This is a genomic window from Virgibacillus carmonensis (assembly GCF_057836705.1).
The window spans coordinates 54,913-71,183 of sequence record NZ_JBYQFJ010000012.1 but is presented as its reverse complement, the minus strand read 5'-3'; the positions used below and the strand labels follow the sequence as shown (position 1 = coordinate 71,183).

Annotated in this window: 14 protein-coding genes; 12 read left to right on the top strand and 2 right to left on the bottom strand. The window is 39.2% G+C overall.

Features of this window, described 5'->3' with window-relative positions; genetic code table 11:
* Positions 1 to 22 precede the first annotated feature (22 nt).
* Together AC3G7N_RS11445 and nfsA are read left to right on the top strand one after the other, a co-directional pair.
* A complete protein-coding gene (locus AC3G7N_RS11445) occupies positions 23 to 1,492 on the top strand; it encodes an aldehyde dehydrogenase (protein WP_489422284.1) in 1,470 nt (489 codons plus the stop codon).
* 58 nt (positions 1,493 to 1,550) lie between these two features.
* Positions 1,551 to 2,327 carry an oxygen-insensitive NADPH nitroreductase gene (nfsA, locus tag AC3G7N_RS11440; RefSeq protein ID WP_489422283.1) on the top strand — a complete coding sequence of 259 codons (777 nt, stop codon included), beginning with the start codon at positions 1,551 to 1,553 and terminating at the stop codon, positions 2,325 to 2,327.
* Between the two features lie 389 nt (positions 2,328 to 2,716).
* Here nfsA and AC3G7N_RS11435 read toward each other — a convergent pair whose 3' ends face one another.
* Positions 2,717 to 2,905, bottom strand: a complete 189-nt coding sequence (locus AC3G7N_RS11435) for a vWA domain-containing protein (protein WP_489422282.1) — start codon at positions 2,903 to 2,905, stop codon at positions 2,717 to 2,719.
* A gap of 230 nt (positions 2,906 to 3,135) precedes the next feature.
* On the opposite strand from AC3G7N_RS11435, the gene AC3G7N_RS11430 reads away from it, so the two are divergent.
* The 9 genes from AC3G7N_RS11430 to AC3G7N_RS11390 all read left to right on the top strand — a co-directional run bounded on the left by AC3G7N_RS11430 (position 3,136) and on the right by AC3G7N_RS11390 (position 13,570).
* Complete coding sequence (locus AC3G7N_RS11430; RefSeq protein WP_489422281.1) at positions 3,136 to 3,726, top strand: TetR/AcrR family transcriptional regulator; 591 nt, start codon at positions 3,136 to 3,138, stop codon at positions 3,724 to 3,726.
* Between the two features lie 23 nt (positions 3,727 to 3,749).
* The gene (locus tag AC3G7N_RS11425) at positions 3,750 to 4,517 is read left to right on the top strand and encodes a 3-hydroxyacyl-CoA dehydrogenase (RefSeq protein WP_489422280.1); all 768 of its coding nucleotides are present in this window, start codon (positions 3,750 to 3,752) and stop codon (positions 4,515 to 4,517) included.
* A gap of 20 nt (positions 4,518 to 4,537) precedes the next feature.
* A complete protein-coding gene (locus AC3G7N_RS11420) occupies positions 4,538 to 5,683 on the top strand; it encodes an acyl-CoA dehydrogenase family protein (protein WP_489422279.1) in 1,146 nt (381 codons plus the stop codon).
* Positions 5,684 to 6,127: 444 nt separating this feature from the next.
* The gene (locus AC3G7N_RS11415) at positions 6,128 to 6,532 is read left to right on the top strand and encodes a MaoC/PaaZ C-terminal domain-containing protein (protein WP_489422278.1); all 405 of its coding nucleotides are present in this window, start codon (positions 6,128 to 6,130) and stop codon (positions 6,530 to 6,532) included.
* Positions 6,533 to 6,578: 46 nt separating this feature from the next.
* On the top strand, positions 6,579 to 7,730 hold the full coding sequence (locus AC3G7N_RS11410) for a thiolase family protein (RefSeq protein WP_489422277.1): 1,152 nt from the start codon (positions 6,579 to 6,581) through the stop codon (positions 7,728 to 7,730).
* Between the two features lie 44 nt (positions 7,731 to 7,774).
* Positions 7,775 to 8,911 (top strand): CaiB/BaiF CoA transferase family protein, encoded by a 1,137-nt coding sequence (locus AC3G7N_RS11405; RefSeq protein ID WP_489422276.1) that lies wholly within the window; start codon positions 7,775 to 7,777, stop codon positions 8,909 to 8,911.
* Between the two features lie 47 nt (positions 8,912 to 8,958).
* Positions 8,959 to 10,578 carry a long-chain fatty acid--CoA ligase gene (locus AC3G7N_RS11400; RefSeq protein WP_489422275.1) on the top strand — a complete coding sequence of 540 codons (1,620 nt, stop codon included), beginning with the start codon at positions 8,959 to 8,961 and terminating at the stop codon, positions 10,576 to 10,578.
* Positions 10,579 to 11,028: 450 nt separating this feature from the next.
* Entirely contained in the window at positions 11,029 to 12,408 is a 1,380-nt protein-coding gene (locus AC3G7N_RS11395; protein WP_489422274.1) for a sodium:solute symporter family protein, read from the top strand.
* Positions 12,409 to 12,436: 28 nt separating this feature from the next.
* Positions 12,437 to 13,570, top strand: coding sequence for a M24 family metallopeptidase (locus tag AC3G7N_RS11390; protein WP_489422273.1), 1,134 nt, complete (start codon positions 12,437 to 12,439; stop codon positions 13,568 to 13,570).
* Between the two features lie 107 nt (positions 13,571 to 13,677).
* On the opposite strand, the gene AC3G7N_RS11385 is transcribed toward AC3G7N_RS11390, so the two are convergent.
* A complete protein-coding gene (locus AC3G7N_RS11385) occupies positions 13,678 to 14,361 on the bottom strand; it encodes a peptidylprolyl isomerase (RefSeq protein WP_489422272.1) in 684 nt (227 codons plus the stop codon).
* Between the two features lie 540 nt (positions 14,362 to 14,901).
* Here AC3G7N_RS11385 and AC3G7N_RS11380 point away from each other — a divergent pair.
* Positions 14,902 to 16,266, top strand: a complete 1,365-nt coding sequence (locus tag AC3G7N_RS11380; RefSeq protein WP_489422271.1) for an aspartate aminotransferase family protein — start codon at positions 14,902 to 14,904, stop codon at positions 16,264 to 16,266.
* Positions 16,267 to 16,271: the final 5 nt, after the last annotated feature.

Sequence of the window (16,271 nt, the reverse complement as noted above, 5' to 3'; positions counted from 1 at the left end):
AAAGTTAGAAATGGAGGCGCATATGAAAACATATAAAGCATTTATAGGAGGAGAATGGAAAACGAGTTTAAGTAAACGTTTCTTACCTTCATACAATCCAGTTAATCAGAAGGAATGGGCTCAAATACCTCTTTTTTCAGATGATGAAATTCTTGATTCTGTTGAAGTCGCATTTAAAGCGTTTAAACAATGGAAACAAACAAATGGCCTTGAAAGAGCTACGCTTCTTCATCGTTTAGCAGATCTTATCGAAGAAAATGTTGATCATTTAGCTGCGATTGAATCAAAAGATAATGGAAAAATTATAACAGAAACAAAAAGTCAAGTATTATTCACCGCAAGGAATTATCGTTATTTTGCAGGTTATGCTGATAAGCTATTAGGGGATATGATCCCCCTAGATAACAAAGAACTACTTGACTATACTAGTATGGAGCCCATAGGCGTAATTGCTCTCATAACAGCTTGGAACTCTCCATTACCTTTACTAGCTAATAAACTAGCTCCAGCATTAGCGACGGGAAACGCTGTTGTAGTAAAGCCATCAGAGCATGCAAGTGCCTCGACCCTTGAATTTGCTAAGTTAATAGAAAAAGCTGGATTTCCTCCAGGTGTGGTTAATATAGTCACAGGAGACGGAAAAACTGGAGATACGCTTATTCGTCACCCATTAGTTGGAAAAGTTAGCTTCACAGGTGGTACTCAAACTGCAAAGATTATTTCTAGAGCAGTTAGTGAAAAGTTAATACCAGTCACTCTTGAACTTGGTGGGAAATCACCTAATATTATTTTTGAAGATGCGGATATTGAGGAAGCTATTACTGGAGCTATAGCAGGTGTCTTTGGTGCTTCGGGTCAAACCTGTATTGCTGGTTCAAGATTACTTGTTCAACGCCCCATTCTAGAGAAAGCCAAAAAAGTGTTAGTAGAAAAAACTGAGAAAATTAAGTTGGGTGATCCATTAAACCCTTTAACTCAAATGGGTCCTGTTGCAAACAGTGTACAATACGATAAAATTATCTCGATGATTGATCTAGCTAAAAAAGAAGGAGCAGAACTTCTCAGCGGCGGTGGTGCTCCTGATGGTATGGAACTTGAAGGTTATTTTATTAAACCGACTATTTTTTATACAGAAGATCCTAAATTAACTATTGCCCGTGAAGAAGTTTTCGGACCTGTTTTAACAATAATACCTTTCGACACTGTAGGTGAAGCGATTGAACTAGCTAATGATTCAGCATATGGTCTAGCAGCTGGAATTTGGACAAGAGATATTAAGAAAGCTCATCGAACCGCACAACAAATCGAGGCTGGGAATGTTTGGGTAAACACGTATCGTACTTCGGCTGTTGGTACACCCTTTGGCGGCACTAAGCAAAGTGGTTATGGGAGAGAGAGAAGCTGGCATACTCTATACGAATATACTCATATAAAAAACGTAATGATTAACCTATCAGACGATAATCGTAATCCCTTTTCAATGCAAACTTAAAAGTCCATCATTTAATTACTAGAAAATAACCTAGTCGATATTTTTCTGGAGGTGTTGTATGGAATTTGCTAACTATAAAAATTTAGATTTATTATCAATTATAGAAAATCATCGATCAATTAGAAAATTTTCAGATAGTAAAGTACCAAATGAGGATATAAGAAAAATTATATCGGCTACACAGGCAGCATCTTCCTCAAGCCATGGACAAGCATATTCAATTATAAATGTTACTTCACCTAATAAAAGAAAGAAACTTTCGGAATATGCTGGTAATCAGCAGCAGGTAGTGAACAGTTCTCATTTCTTTATTTTTTGCGCTGATCTTCATAGGATGGACATGATAGCTAAACGGTCCAATGAAAATATGGAGGAGTCATTAGATAGCACAGAAATGTTTATTGTTGCGACGGTAGATGCTGCATTAGCTGCACAAACTTCAGCAATTTCGGCTGAGTCTTTGGGATATGGAATTGTTTTTACAGGAGGAATAAGGAATAACCCGGTAGAAGTCACTAAATTATTAAATCTTCCTTACCGTACGTATCCAGTATTTGGTATGTGTATAGGATATCCTTATAAAAGTGAAAGACCCGATAAGAAACCTCGACTACCAGTTGACGCAATCTTTTTCGAAAATGAATATCCAAAATTCAACGAAACATATGGAGCTATCGAAAAATATGATCAATTAATGAAAGAACATTATACGAATAGAAAAAGTGGAAAACGTACTGGGATGACTTGGTCTGATGTTATGATAAATAAACGAAAACACCCAAGAAGACTAGATATGAAGTCGTTTCTAAATACAAAAGGATTTCCTTTAGAATAGTATTTTATAAGGAATAAGAATTAATAAGTTGGTTGAATTTAATATGAATAAAAAATTAGTGAGTGAATGGTTAAAATTAACTTAAGGTTTATAATAAAAAAAATTAATTTATTTTTAGCCTGGTACCCAGGACAACTCTCGGGCGCCAGGCACTTATATTTAATCAAGCATGTCAATTGTAAGGTAAAATGAATAGTTTTGTCGTGAAGAAACTATCTCACCCGCCGTCACAGACACTTCTCCGATTGCCTCCTGAAATAGCCGATTTAACTGTGGGTACAGCGAGAAAAAAATCATCCGAAGTAATTTCTACAAAGCGCCATGAAATGCTCAAGCAGTTTGGCAAGACTTGAATTCATTAAGCGTTCCATCCCATATATTTTTATTATTTAATCTGATCTTTCTTCGCTCTCTCCATCTGCTAAAAACATCCCAACGACCTTTTTTTGTGCCGCCAATACAGCGGTATTCATCTCGCTAATGCCATTTTGGCCATAATTCATAACAACCGGATCGCCGTCTGAAAGTACGAGAAGGAATTTGTGCTGTTTTCCTCTGGCTGCTAACTCCTTTGTCATAACACGTATGCTAAAGCCCCATTTCAGTTATTTTCCTGTGGCTTAAGCTACAGGATTTTGGCTACCGCGTTTTGATAAAGGCAGTCTGTGTAGGATCTTTAGTTTTAAGCGACCACAGCCCCTTATTATTTATTATAAATTTCAGAAAACTGACTTGACAGTTAAAAAATGAATAGTTAGAATAATAACTAAGTTTAATATAGGTTACATAGAGAAAGAAGTGAGCAGTAATGTCCTTACGAGAAAGGAAAACAGCTAAGAAAAAAGAAGATATCTTGAGGACAGCGGTTCGTGTTTTATCGGAAAAAGGATACCATGGCACCACGATAGAAGAGATTGCATCCAAGCTTTTGATGACAAAAGGGTCTGTTTATTATTATTTTAAAGATAAACAGGATTTGTTGTATCAGAGTCAAGTAATGCTCCTGGGACGAAGTATTGAAAATGTAGAAGCTATTCTTTGTCAGGATTTGCTGGTGACTGAAAAGTTGCGAATGGCTATGATTGGTCATATCGAATATCTACTTTGTGAACGAAGTGGTTTTGAAATGATGGTAAAGCTGGAACAATTTTTTTCCACAAAGCAGAAGGGGGAAATTCTACGGCTGAGGGATGATTATGGAAAATCTTTTGATCAGTTGATCTTGGAAGGGATAAAGGAGAATGTATTTGGTTCAGTGGATGTGAAAATAGTGAGAAATATTATATTAGGTGCCATGAACTGGGTTACTCAGTGGTATTCGGAAAGTGGAAAAAAAGATAAAACAGAGATTGCCGAATCCATTTCTGACTATCTGTTACACATCCTTATCAAGAAGTAAAACGATGTATGGAGGAGAGCATAATGAAAATTGAAGACAATGTTGCGGTCGTTACAGGGGGAGCATCTGGATTAGGTGAAGCTACGGTTAGAGAAGTAATTTCAAAGGGTGGTAAGGCTATCATTTTGGATCTGGCAGAAGAAAAGGGAATAAAACTAGCAAAAGATCTAGGCGAAAGCGTACAGTTTATTCAAACAGATGTAACAGATGAATCAAGCGTTCAAGCAGCATTGGACAAAGTTGTTGAACTGTTTGGTAACATTCATGCTCTCATCAATTGTGCAGGCATTGGCATAGCTGAAAAAACTTTCGGTAAGAAGGGGAAACATGATCTTTCTTCTTTTTCAAAGGTTATTCAGGTTAATTTAATTGGTACATTTAATGTGATCCGTCTCACTGCAGAAAAAATGGCTGAAAATGAACCTAATGAAAATAATGAGCGCGGTGTCATTATTAATACGGCTTCCGTTGCTGCATTTGAGGGACAAATTGGTCAGGTTGCTTATAGTGCATCAAAAGGTGGAATCGTTGGTATGACATTGCCGATTGCACGAGATCTTTCTGCACTTGGAATTAGGGTGATGACGATTGCCCCAGGACTATTTGAAACGCCATTATTTGCAGGCTTACCAGATCAGACAAAACTAGCGCTTGGAGAAATGACACCGTTTCCAAAACGGTTAGGTTATCCGTCTGAATATGCCCGGTTGACCCAAAGCATTATCGAAAATCCAATGTTAAACGGGGAAACTATTCGACTTGATGGTGCAATTAGAATGCAACCAAGGTAAACAATGAGAGGAGATTTTATATGGAAAGATTGTATTTGCGTGAAGAACATGCTATTTTTCGTCGTTCATTACGGAAGTTTTTGGAAAAGGAAGCATATCCCTACTTTGATCAATGGGAAATTGACCAACAGGTTCCTCGATCTTTTTGGAAAAAGGCTGGTGAGCAAGGCTTCCTTTGCCCTTGGGCTGATGAAAAATATGGTGCGGTTCAGGCTGACTTTGGTTACTCTGTTGTGATCAATGAAGAATTTGAGCGGCTAGGTACAGCGATGGTTGGACTCGGCCTTCACAATGACATTGTTATGCCGTATATTGCATCCATCGGTACGGAATCCCAGAAAGAGGCTTGGCTCCCCGGAGCAATCAGCGGAGATCTGATTTCTGCGATTGCAATGACAGAACCAGGAGCAGGATCAGATCTAGCAGCTATTCAAACAACTGCAGTGAAAGATGGCGATGACTATCTGATAAATGGGGAAAAAACCTTTATTACAAATGGTTATTCCGCTGATTTAGTTGTCGTTGTTTGTAAAACAGATACCCAGGTAAAGCCGGCACATAAGGGGATTAGCCTTCTGGTTGTTGAAGCGGATACACCGGGATTTACAAAAGGTGAAAAGTTACGAAAAGTCGGTCAGCATGCTAGTGATACATGTGAATTGATATTCGAGGATGTGCGTGTTCCTGCAGCGAATTTATTGGGCAAAGAGGGGAAAGGTTTTTATTACCTGATGGAGAACCTGCAGCAGGAACGATTAATGGTGGCAATTCAAAGTATAGCAGGAACGGAAAGAATGCTGGATCTGACAATAGATTATGTGAAACAACGAAAAGCATTTAGCAAACCAATCAGTCAGTTTCAAAATACACAGTTTAAACTTGCGGAATTGAAAACTGAATTTCAAATCGGCAGGACATTTGTCGATCGTCTAGTTGGCGACCATGTGGCAGGTAAAGATGTCGTGACAGAAGTTTCGATGGCGAAATGGTGGACGACTGATCTAGCAAAAAAAGTGGCAGCTGAATGTATGCAACTGCATGGAGGCTATGGCTATATGGAAGAGTATGAGATTGCGAGAAGGTATCGTGATGCAGCGGTCTCATCGATTTATGCAGGCTCAAACGAAATCATGAAAGTGATCATTGCGAAAAATATGGGGCTATAAGTTCTTTAATAAAGGCTGTTTTCGTAAGTTTTGATGCTAATTAATTCTTACGAAAAATTGTGTCATAACATACCGCTCCGGAAATACACTACGCGCACCTTAGAGCTGAGCCTCCTCGCTCTTCCGAAAAGCGGAGGCGCTAGGAGCCGCAGCTAGACATAGCAAAGAACGCTCACTGTGGGGTCTCATCGTCTTCGCTTTTCCCGCGGAAAGCGACTGCCCGAAGCGGAAACAACGTTGCCGCAATGTCGTAGTTTATTGATTATGTGGCAAAAACAACAATCTTTATTATAAGACCCTTATAATAAATGGATCGAGGCGATTAGATTGAAATTTGATGCGTTTTCTATTGGTCAGGAATTTATTACAAAAGCAGTTACTGTAACAAAGGAAGATATCGTTGCACTGATAAAAAAAGTATAATTTTAATGGATATCAGTATAAGTGCAACTAAGGCTTTCGCCATTAAAGCTTGGCGATAAGCCAAGTTTTCTAAAGTTTGGAACGAAATATGATCCACAATATTTTCATATTGATGAACGTGCTGCTGAAGAAGGTCCCTATCATTCATTGATTGCGTCTGGATTCCACACACTAGCTGTTGTCTGGGCAGAATGGATTAAAATGGATGTTCTTGGGGCGGATTGTCTTGGTGGTATTGGAGCAGACAAAATTAGATGGAAGAAGCCAGTTCGACCGAATGATCAACTATCAGGCCGATTTATGGTAGTGGAGAAGAAGAAAGGCTCAGATGGAAAAAGAGGTTTGTTAACAATTGAAGTTATGGTTAAGAATCAAAAAGAAGAAGAAGTATTAACGTGTAGTACAAATGTATATATTGTAGTATGAATGATTATAAGAGGGCTTAACTTGATTGATAGAAAGGGAGATAGATATGCGTGAAGCTGTAATTGTCGAAGCGGTAAGGACCCCTGTGGGTAAACGGAATGGGTATTTAAGTGGAACTCGGGCCGAGGAGCTTGGCGCGATGCCTTTGGAAGAAGTGTTAAAAAGAGCTGGGGTCTCAGCCGAATTAGTAGAAGACGTCATATTTGGCTGTGTCTCCCAGGTGGGGGAGCAGGCTTTTGATATTGCGAGACAGGCAGCATTGATAGCAGGTTATCCAGTGAAAGTTCCAGGGACAACGATTGACCGTCAATGTGGTTCCAGTCAACAAGCTGTGCATTTTGCTTCCCAGGCCATTATTAGTGGGGATATGGATGTAGTTGTTGCGGGTGGAATTGAGAACATGTCTCGTGTGCCAATGGGATCGAATATGCAAGGTGTTGGGCTAAGTGAAGCGTTGACGTCAACATACGAAATCATTAATCAAGGTTTATCTGCTGATCGAATTGCGGATAAATGGGGCTTCAGTCGTGCGAAAATGGATGAATTTTCATTGGACAGCCATACGAAAGCAGTTGCGGCTCAAAAAGCAGGACATTTCGAAAAGGAAATCATGCCACTAGAGGTGACACTTTCAGATGGAACAAAAACAACCGTTAACCAGGATGAGGGGCCAAGAGAAAATACGAGCCTTGAGAAACTCGGTGGTCTTAAAGCCGCATTCAGAGAAAATGGAAGTGTAACAGCTGGCAATGCAAGTCAAATCAGTGATGGTGCCGTAGCGATTCTGTTGATGTCACGCGAAAAAGCTGAAGAATTAGGATTAAAGCCAAGGTTTCGTGTTCTTGCTCGCTCTGTTGTTGGATCCGATCCTACACTGATGCTGACAGGACCCATACCTGCAACGAGAAAAGTGTTGAAAAAAGCAGGGCTCTCAATAGCGGATATTGACATTTTTGAAGTGAATGAGGCGTTTGCGTCTGTTCCATTGGCTTGGCTGCATGAAACTGGGGCTGATCCGAAAAAACTAAATCCAAACGGCGGTGCAATTGCACTTGGTCATCCGCTTGGAGCAAGTGGTGGGCGACTAATGGTAACCCTCCTGCATGAGCTTGAACGGACGGGCGGACGCTACGGGCTCCAGACGATGTGCGAGGGACATGGGATGGCGAATGCGACCATCATCGAAAGATTGGATTAATTTTCTATGAATCTAGTGGGGGGTAATAGAAAGGTGGGTCTGTATTGCCGTTAACAAACACACGTGTGCTGGATTTAACGCGACTATTACCGGGACCGTACTGCACCATGTTACTGGCAGATTTTGGGGCAGAGGTTATTAAAGTGGAAGATCCTAAAGTAGGGGACTATGCCAGACATTATGAACCAAAGCTCGGTGATGACAGTGTATTGTTTCATTCGCTCAACCGTAATAAACAGAGTATCTGTTTAAATTTAAAGTCAGAAGAAGGGAAAGCAGATTTTCTGGAAATGGTTGAAAAAGCGGATGTTGTGGTTGAATCATTTCGTCCAGGTGTGATGGAACGGCTCGGACTAGATTACGAGAAATTGAAACAAGTAAATCCTGAGCTTGTTTATTGTGCGATAACGGGTTACGGGCAAACCGGTCCATATGCAAACAAACCTGGTCATGATATTAATTATTTGAGTTATGCAGGATTGCTCAATTTAATGGGGGAAAAAGGGGGAAAACCAGTTATTCCTGCTACCCAAATAGCAGACATAGGGGGAGGTGCACTCCCAGCTGCAGTGGGTATTTTGTTAGCACTTCTGGAAAGAGAAAAGTCTGGAAAAGGGCAATTCGTCGATATTTCGATGCTGGATGGGGTTATTTCCTGGTTGCAAACAGTTCTTCCTAACTATTTATCTCATCATACGGTATCAAATCGTGGTGAGCAACTGTTAGCGGGAGGTCTGGCTGCTTATGCGGTTTATGAAACAAAAGATTCTCGCTTTCTTTCTGTCGGCGCCCTTGAGCCAAAGTTCTGGAAAGCATTTTGTCTTGCGATCGAAAGAAGTGACTTTATCCCACTTTTAGAAGCGTCATTACAGGAACAACATCGGTTAAAGTATGAAATACAAACGATTATATCGAAAAAAACGGCAGCAGAATGGCTCCCTATTTTTTCAAGTTTCGAAGCCTGTGTATCTCCAGTATTATCCTTTGAGGAAATGATAGAAGATCCGCAAGTTATCGCGCGTGGAATGATCCAGACAGTGAAACACGCAACATTAGGTGAAACAAAACATATTGGCCATTCAATCAAACTATCGGAAACGCCAGGCGATATTCGTTCCCATGCCCCGAAACTAGGTGAACATACAGCGGAATTTTTGGAGGAGATGGGAATTTTTAAGTAGATTTCTTTAAGACTAAGTTCGTTAAAAAAGAAAAGGGGTAATTTATAATGATGAATACACCATTAACCTTAGTTTCTCTGGTAGAGCGAGCTGAAAAATATTTTCCGAAGAAAGAAATCATCTCCCGTACGTTGGGAGGGACACAGCGATTCACCTATAAAGAAATGGGGGCGCGGACACGATCACTTTCAAGTGCACTTGAGGCGCTTGGTGTCAAAAAAGGTGACAGAGTAGGAACGTTTGCATGGAATCATCACAGGCATCTGGAGGCATATTTTGCTATTCCTTCAATGGGCGCCGTTTTGCATACGATTAATATTCGTTTATCAGAAGAACATCTTAGCTATATTATTAACCACGCTGAAGATAAGGTTTTACTTGTTGACAGTGACTTGCTTCCATTGCTTGAAAATATTAAGGATGAGTTGAAAACAGTAGAAGCATTTATTGTGATGACGGATGAGAATACTTTACCCGATTCGTCTCTTAAACAGTTTTATTCCTATGAAAGTCTGATTGATCAGGCAGATGAAACGTATACATTTTCAAGTGAAATTGCTGAAGAAGATCCTGCTGGAATGTGTTATACGTCGGGCACGACTGGTAAACCAAAAGGTGTTGTTTATTCCCACCGCGGTCTAGTACTGCATAGTATGGCATCAAGCCTAGCTGATACGACAGCAATTTCTGAATCAGACGTTTGCATGCCTGTTGTACCGATGTTTCATGCGAATGCTTGGGGAATGCCTTTCGCTGCAACCTGGTCAGGGTCGACACAAGTTTTACCTGGACCTTATCCAACACCGCAAATACTTGCTGGGTTAATTGAATCAGAAAAAGTGACGATTACAGCGGGAGTTCCAACCATTTGGTTAGGATTATTAAACGAACTTGAGAGGAAACATTATCATACGGACAGTTTGCGCGCCGTTCTTTGTGGTGGAGCAGCAGCACCAATGGGAATGATAAGAACCTTTGAAACAAAATACGGTATTCCATTTGTTCACGCATATGGCATGACAGAAACGACTCCACTTGTCATCATTTCTAGATTAAAAAGTTATCAAGCTGATCTTCCTGAAGAAGAAAAACTGGAATTTCGCTCCAAGCAAGGTATGGTTGTACCTGGAATTGAAATTAAAGTAATAAATGAAAACGGTGAAGCAAAACAAGATGGGAAGGATATGGGTGAGCTTCTTATTCGAGGACCTTGGATTGCGGATGAGTACTACAAAGATGAACGGAGTAAAGAAGCATTTCGTGACGGATGGCTTTATACGGGAGATGTAGTAACGGTTGATGAAGAAGGATTCGTTAAAATTGTTGATCGAACAAAAGACTTGATTAAAAGTGGTGGAGAATGGATATCTTCGGTGGATTTAGAAAATGCTTTAATGGCACACGAATCTGTTTTTGAAGCAGCGGTTGTCTCTGTTCCTCATCCTAAATGGCAGGAGCGACCTATCGCATGTGTCGTATTGAAAGATGGCCACCATGATACTGTTTCCAAAGACGATATTATGCGTTTTCTGGAACCGCAATTTGCTAAATGGTGGTTACCAGATGATGTTCTTTTTATGGACGAGATACCAAAAACGTCAGTCGGTAAATTTCTTAAAACTGCATTAAGAGAAAAAGTAAAGGAATATATGTCTATGCAATCGTGACATTTAGTGCCTGACCCTCGAAACTATTCAAACTAGTTTCGAGGATCAGGCACTTTTTTTAGTTAGAAAACGCTTCTTTGTGAATACATTTAGTTTGGTTCTTTACTATTATCCTGGTTATCGCATAGTTTTCATAGTGTCTCACCAAACTGGCACGACCTATCAAAGATGGTAACTATATCTATCCTATCTTCCAATGTCATGCTAGTTTATTGTGATTCAAGGTATATTTCTGATAGATGCAACATATAGATTTTTAATAATTAGAAATCAAGTATGGAGTAACGGATTAAAAGTTTACTAACACTAACATATACGAGGTGGTACATGGAAAAAGATAACTTTTGAAAATAGCTTAAGCAGATTACAAAGTATAGTGTCAGGCTAATTTATTGTTAAAGTTCAAGTTTTTTATGGTAGATTAAAAATCATTTGAGAGGAGTGCTCTATATGGAAGTAATCAGTAACATCAATTTACTTTGGTATGTAATTGGTTATGGAGTATTCATAGTAATTCTTGGAGTTTTTTACTCAAAAAAAGTTACAACAAGTGACGATTTTATACTTGCGGGAAAATCATTAGGACCAGTTGTATTAATGGGTACGCTTTTAGCAACGTGGGTAGGTAGTGGTACGGTAACTGGTGGACCAAACTCATTAGCTTTTTCTCATGGGTTATGGCCAGCTGTATGGTATATAATTCCAAGCTTAATAGGAATAGGTGTACTTTATATAATTTCCTCGAAGATCCGGAATTACGGAAAATATACTGTTTCGGAAATACTGGAAATCAAATACGGTCCCGCTGCTAGAGTATCATCCGCAATTATTATCATTCTTGCTTATGTAGGAATAGTTTCTTATCAGTTTAAGGGAATTGGTTTTATCTTACATGTAACTACAGGCGTATCAGTGGAACTAGGAACGATTATCGGTGCAATCCTTATTATTTTTCTAGCAACAATTGGAGGCTTAATGTCTGTAGCACCAACCGATGCATTTAGTGCTTTTTTAATGTTAATAGGGTTAATCATAGCTGTTCCAATTGTTTTATCTGCCAGTGGGGGATTCGATCAAATTGCTTCAAATGTACCAACTGAACATACAAAATTGTTGGGAAATCTCACTCCTATACAGCTTTTAGGGTTTTATGTTCCCGTATTATTTTTGTTATTAGGAGATCAGAATATGTATCAGCGGATTTCATCTTCTAATAGTGATAAATCAACCAAATCTGGAACCATTGGTTGGATTGTTGGTTTAATTATAGCCACACCAGCTGTAGCTATTTTAGCTTACGCTGCTCGTTCTATGTTTCCTAACATCGATCCGGGTATGGCTTTAATAGCAACTACTTTAATAGTACCTACTGTTGTAGGAGGATTGTTGATTTCTGCGGTAACTGCTTTCATAGTGACCACAGGTAATTCCTACTTATTATCCGCTGCAACAAATGTAACTTATGATATTTACGGAAAATACGTAAAGCCATCTGCGACTGATAGACAAAAATTAATTTTCACAAGAATATTAATTCCTTTGCTAGGAATAATTGCTTTTGTCTTAACAGCCTTTTTTCCTACAATCTTATCAATCCAAATGTATTCGTATACAGTTTACGGAGCTGGAATCACCCCAGCACTTTTAGGAGTATTTCTATGGAAAAGAGTTACAAAACAAGCCGGTATTTCCTCCATGATTTCCGGGATTGTCGTAACATTAGTGTGGGAGTTCTCAAATAATCCCTTTGGAATTCATAGCTCCTTGATATCAATTCCTGTAGCAATTTTGGCCCTAATAATTGTTACTTTAATAACTTCCAAAAAATAATTATGATAGATAGAGAGGCGGATTAATAATGAACACGAATAAACGTGTAGAAAAGTTACGTGAAATTATGCAAGAGGGACAGATTGATTTAACTATTGTAATAAACTTTGAAAACCAATATTATTTCAGTGGATTAAAAGCGATTACGTACTCAAGACCTATTGTACTTGGTATTAATGCAATAGATAGTAGTTTAATTATTCCGTCATTAGAAGAAAGTCATGCAAGAGAAAAATCCAATGCCGACAACTTATATATTTACCATGAAACATTTATAAAAGGTGATGCTGGAAAGTCCCACATTGAACATTTGAAGGCTTTGATATCAGAATACCCTCCTGGTTCTAGGGTTGGGGTTGAATTCTCCTCCCTTCCAGTTAAGTTAGGAAACATTTTGAAAGAATCTGGATTGAATCTAGTGAACCTTGATCGTCAAATTGCTGAGATGAGGTACATTAAAGATCAAGAAGAGATTGATTTAATTAAAGAGTCGGGCAGATTAGTTTCTTTGGCTCTTGAACATTCACTTAAAAATGCAAAAGCAGGCTCAACTGAAATGGAAATAGATCAATATGGTAATCAAGCTTTATTTACGGAAATAGCAAAAAAATATCCAAATTCTACCGTTGATTTTTTTGCTATGTCCCCATCTGGACTTACGCGTACTAACATGCCCCACGTTTTTTCTAATACGAGAAAAGTGGGAGAAAATGATATTATCATTCATAGTAGACAAGTGGGATTAAACGGTTATAGAGCCGAGTGCGAAAGGACTTTTTTTATCGGAAAACCCACTCCAAAGCAAATAGATTCATTCAAATTGGCTTTTGAGGCTCAATTGGCAGCATTGGACGTAATAAAAGTCGGCATAACTGCCAAAGAGGTAAATGAAGCAGCTCGTCAAGTATTTAAAAAGGCAGGGGTAGAGGAACATAGTATCCATAGAACGGGACATGGGATAGGAATTGGGTTACATGAGGAACCTTCCTTACGTTTTGACAATGATCTTACGTTACAAGAAGGAATGGTTTTCTGTGTAGAACCCGCTATTTATATTCCTGAAATTGGTGGATTCCGACACTCCGATACGGTTGTCCTGACCGATGAAGGTACACAGTTAATCACGGAATATCCTAGGGAATTAGAGAACTTAATATTTTAACAGAATGTATGTAGCGCCTGCCCTCGAATGCTATTGTAAATAGCATCGAAGACAGGCGCTTGTCTTAGGGACAAAGGGAAAGTTTGAACCCTGTCCTTTCCCAATTATTATTTTATAACCTCTGGATCAGGGTAGTCATGTCCATTAGTGTCTACTTTTACAGTCTTCATTCGTTGTTCTTCTTCCGGTTTATCAGCAGCATTTCGTTCTACAGAAACGATTGCATCAACTGCATCCATTCCTTCCACTACTTTTCCAAATGCAGCATAGTCTCCATCAAGATTAGGAGATTTATTTACCATGATAAAAAACTGCGATCCCGCTGAATCAGCTTCTTTAGAACGGGCCATTGAAATAACACCTCGTTCATGTTTTAAGTCATTTGTAAAACCATTTGAACTAAATTCACCTTTAATCGCATATCCAGGTCCGCCTGTACCATTCCCATCAGGGTCGCCACCTTGAATCATGAAGTCAGGTATAACGCGGTGGAAAGTTAATCCATCATAAAACCCTTTTTCGACTAAATAAATAAAGTTATTGACGGTGTTTGGGGCAGTATCCGGATACAATTCAATCTTAATCTTGTCATCATTTTCCATTGTAATGGTGACCATTGGATTTTCTTGCGCAGAATTCTTATCTTGCTCGCTATTTTGTTTAGTCTGATTCTCAGGTTTCTGCTCCTCTGCCTCATTATTTGACTGCGCCCCACAACCTGTAAGTATAATGGCGAATAACACGGTACTAACAATTAATAAAAGTCCTTTATATCTGGCTAATATCTTCATCCCAAACCCTCCTGTAAAATTTTTGAATAGGTATAGTATAGCATCTCATGCATACAGGAACTATTGGAATAGGCATTATTAATCAAACGGCATTATTACAAAGAAGATTCCTTATGACTTGCATTAGGGTGACTATTTACATGTCTAACTTGTTTATAATCCGTCTATCCATTCACTTCTCTTTGACCATTCAAATACTTCTATAGAGTAGTTTATAAATGGGTTTGTTTGTATCGTTCGCAAGTACAATGCAGTCGAATCGTTTTCTCATGTGTTGGAAGGGATTTATGTTTTTTATTGTTAATTGGACGAGAGGAGGGAGGTTGTAGGGGTGGTTTAGTGATAGTGGTATATATGCTCATAGGGAATTTTTCTTTGGGTAAATTTACTTATTTCCCTCATTTATAATTGACATTGATAATCATTATCATTTAAGGTGATAAGTGTAATTGCTAATGAAACTCACTATCAATTAAACGTTATAGTGAGGATTAAAAGTTAAATAAAGCGTAATGATTATTAGTAAAGGAGTGTTGAATTATGGAATCAACCGTTCGAACTTGTTCAGAAAATGAAACATTGTTATCCATGCAAGAAAAAAGAGAATCAAACGCAAGATCCTATCCAAGGAGATTTCCACTTGCAATTAAAAGAGCAGAAGGTATTTACGTAACAGACATGGATGGAAAGCAATATATGGATTGTTTAGCGGGAGCTGGAACACTGGCATTAGGCCACAATCACACTGTCGTCCGGGAAGCGATTGAAAACGTCATGCAGTCATACTTGCCTTTACATACACTTGATTTGACGACACCAGTAAAAGAAGCATTTATAGATGAGGTATTCGCTTCTTTACCACATTCATTTGCAGAAAAAGCCAAAATTCATTTTTGTGGGCCAACAGGTGGTGATGCAGTAGAAGCAGCCTTGAAACTAGTGAAAACGGCAACTGGCAACAGAGCTATTCTTTCCTTTCAAGGGGGTTATCACGGTTCCACGCACGGAACATTGAGTATTAGCGGGACGGTAGGACCAAAGAAGAATATTCACGCACTAGTACCGGATACTCATTTCCTTCCGTATCCATATGAATACCGCTGCCCGTTCGGTGTGGGAAAAGATGGACATCGCATTAGCAGTACATACATTGAAAATTTATTGGACAATCCAGAAAGTGGTATTGTCAAGCCGGCCGGTATAATCGTAGAAATTGTACAAGGTGAAGGAGGTTCCGTTCCTGCTCCAATTAAATGGCTAAAAGAGCTTCGCCGTATTACAAAAGAACGAGGCATTCCACTGATCATCGACGAAGTGCAAACAGGCATCGGGCGAACAGGTAAAATGTTTGCATTCGAGCATGCTGGAATCGAGCCGGATGTCCTCGTGCTTTCAAAAGCAATAGGTGGAAGTCTTCCACTATCCGTTGTAGTTTACGATCGTAGTCTTGATAAATGGGAACCAGGAACACATATTGGAACATTTAGAGGAAATCAAATGGCGATGGCTACCGGTCAAGCAACTTTACGTTTTGTAAATGAAAACCATCTGCCGGAGTATGCACATGAGATGGGGACTTATTTAGCAGAACAGTTGAAATCTATTCAAAAAGAAATGTCTTCAATTGGAGATGTAAGAGGCAGAGGACTTATGATTGGTGTCGAAATTATTAATCCTATGAAGCAGCCAAACGAAATTGGAAGTTATCCGGCGTACGCTGAACTTGCTGAAAGAATTCAACAAGAATGCTTTAGCCGTGGATTAATTTTGGAAGTTGGAGGCCGTTTTGATACCGTGATTCGCCTGTTGCCCCCATTAATTATTTCAAAAGGGCAAATTGATGAGGTATTGCAGCGCTTCAGTGAAGCGATTACAAGTGCCGAAGCTCAATTTGGATTGCGATAAGAAGG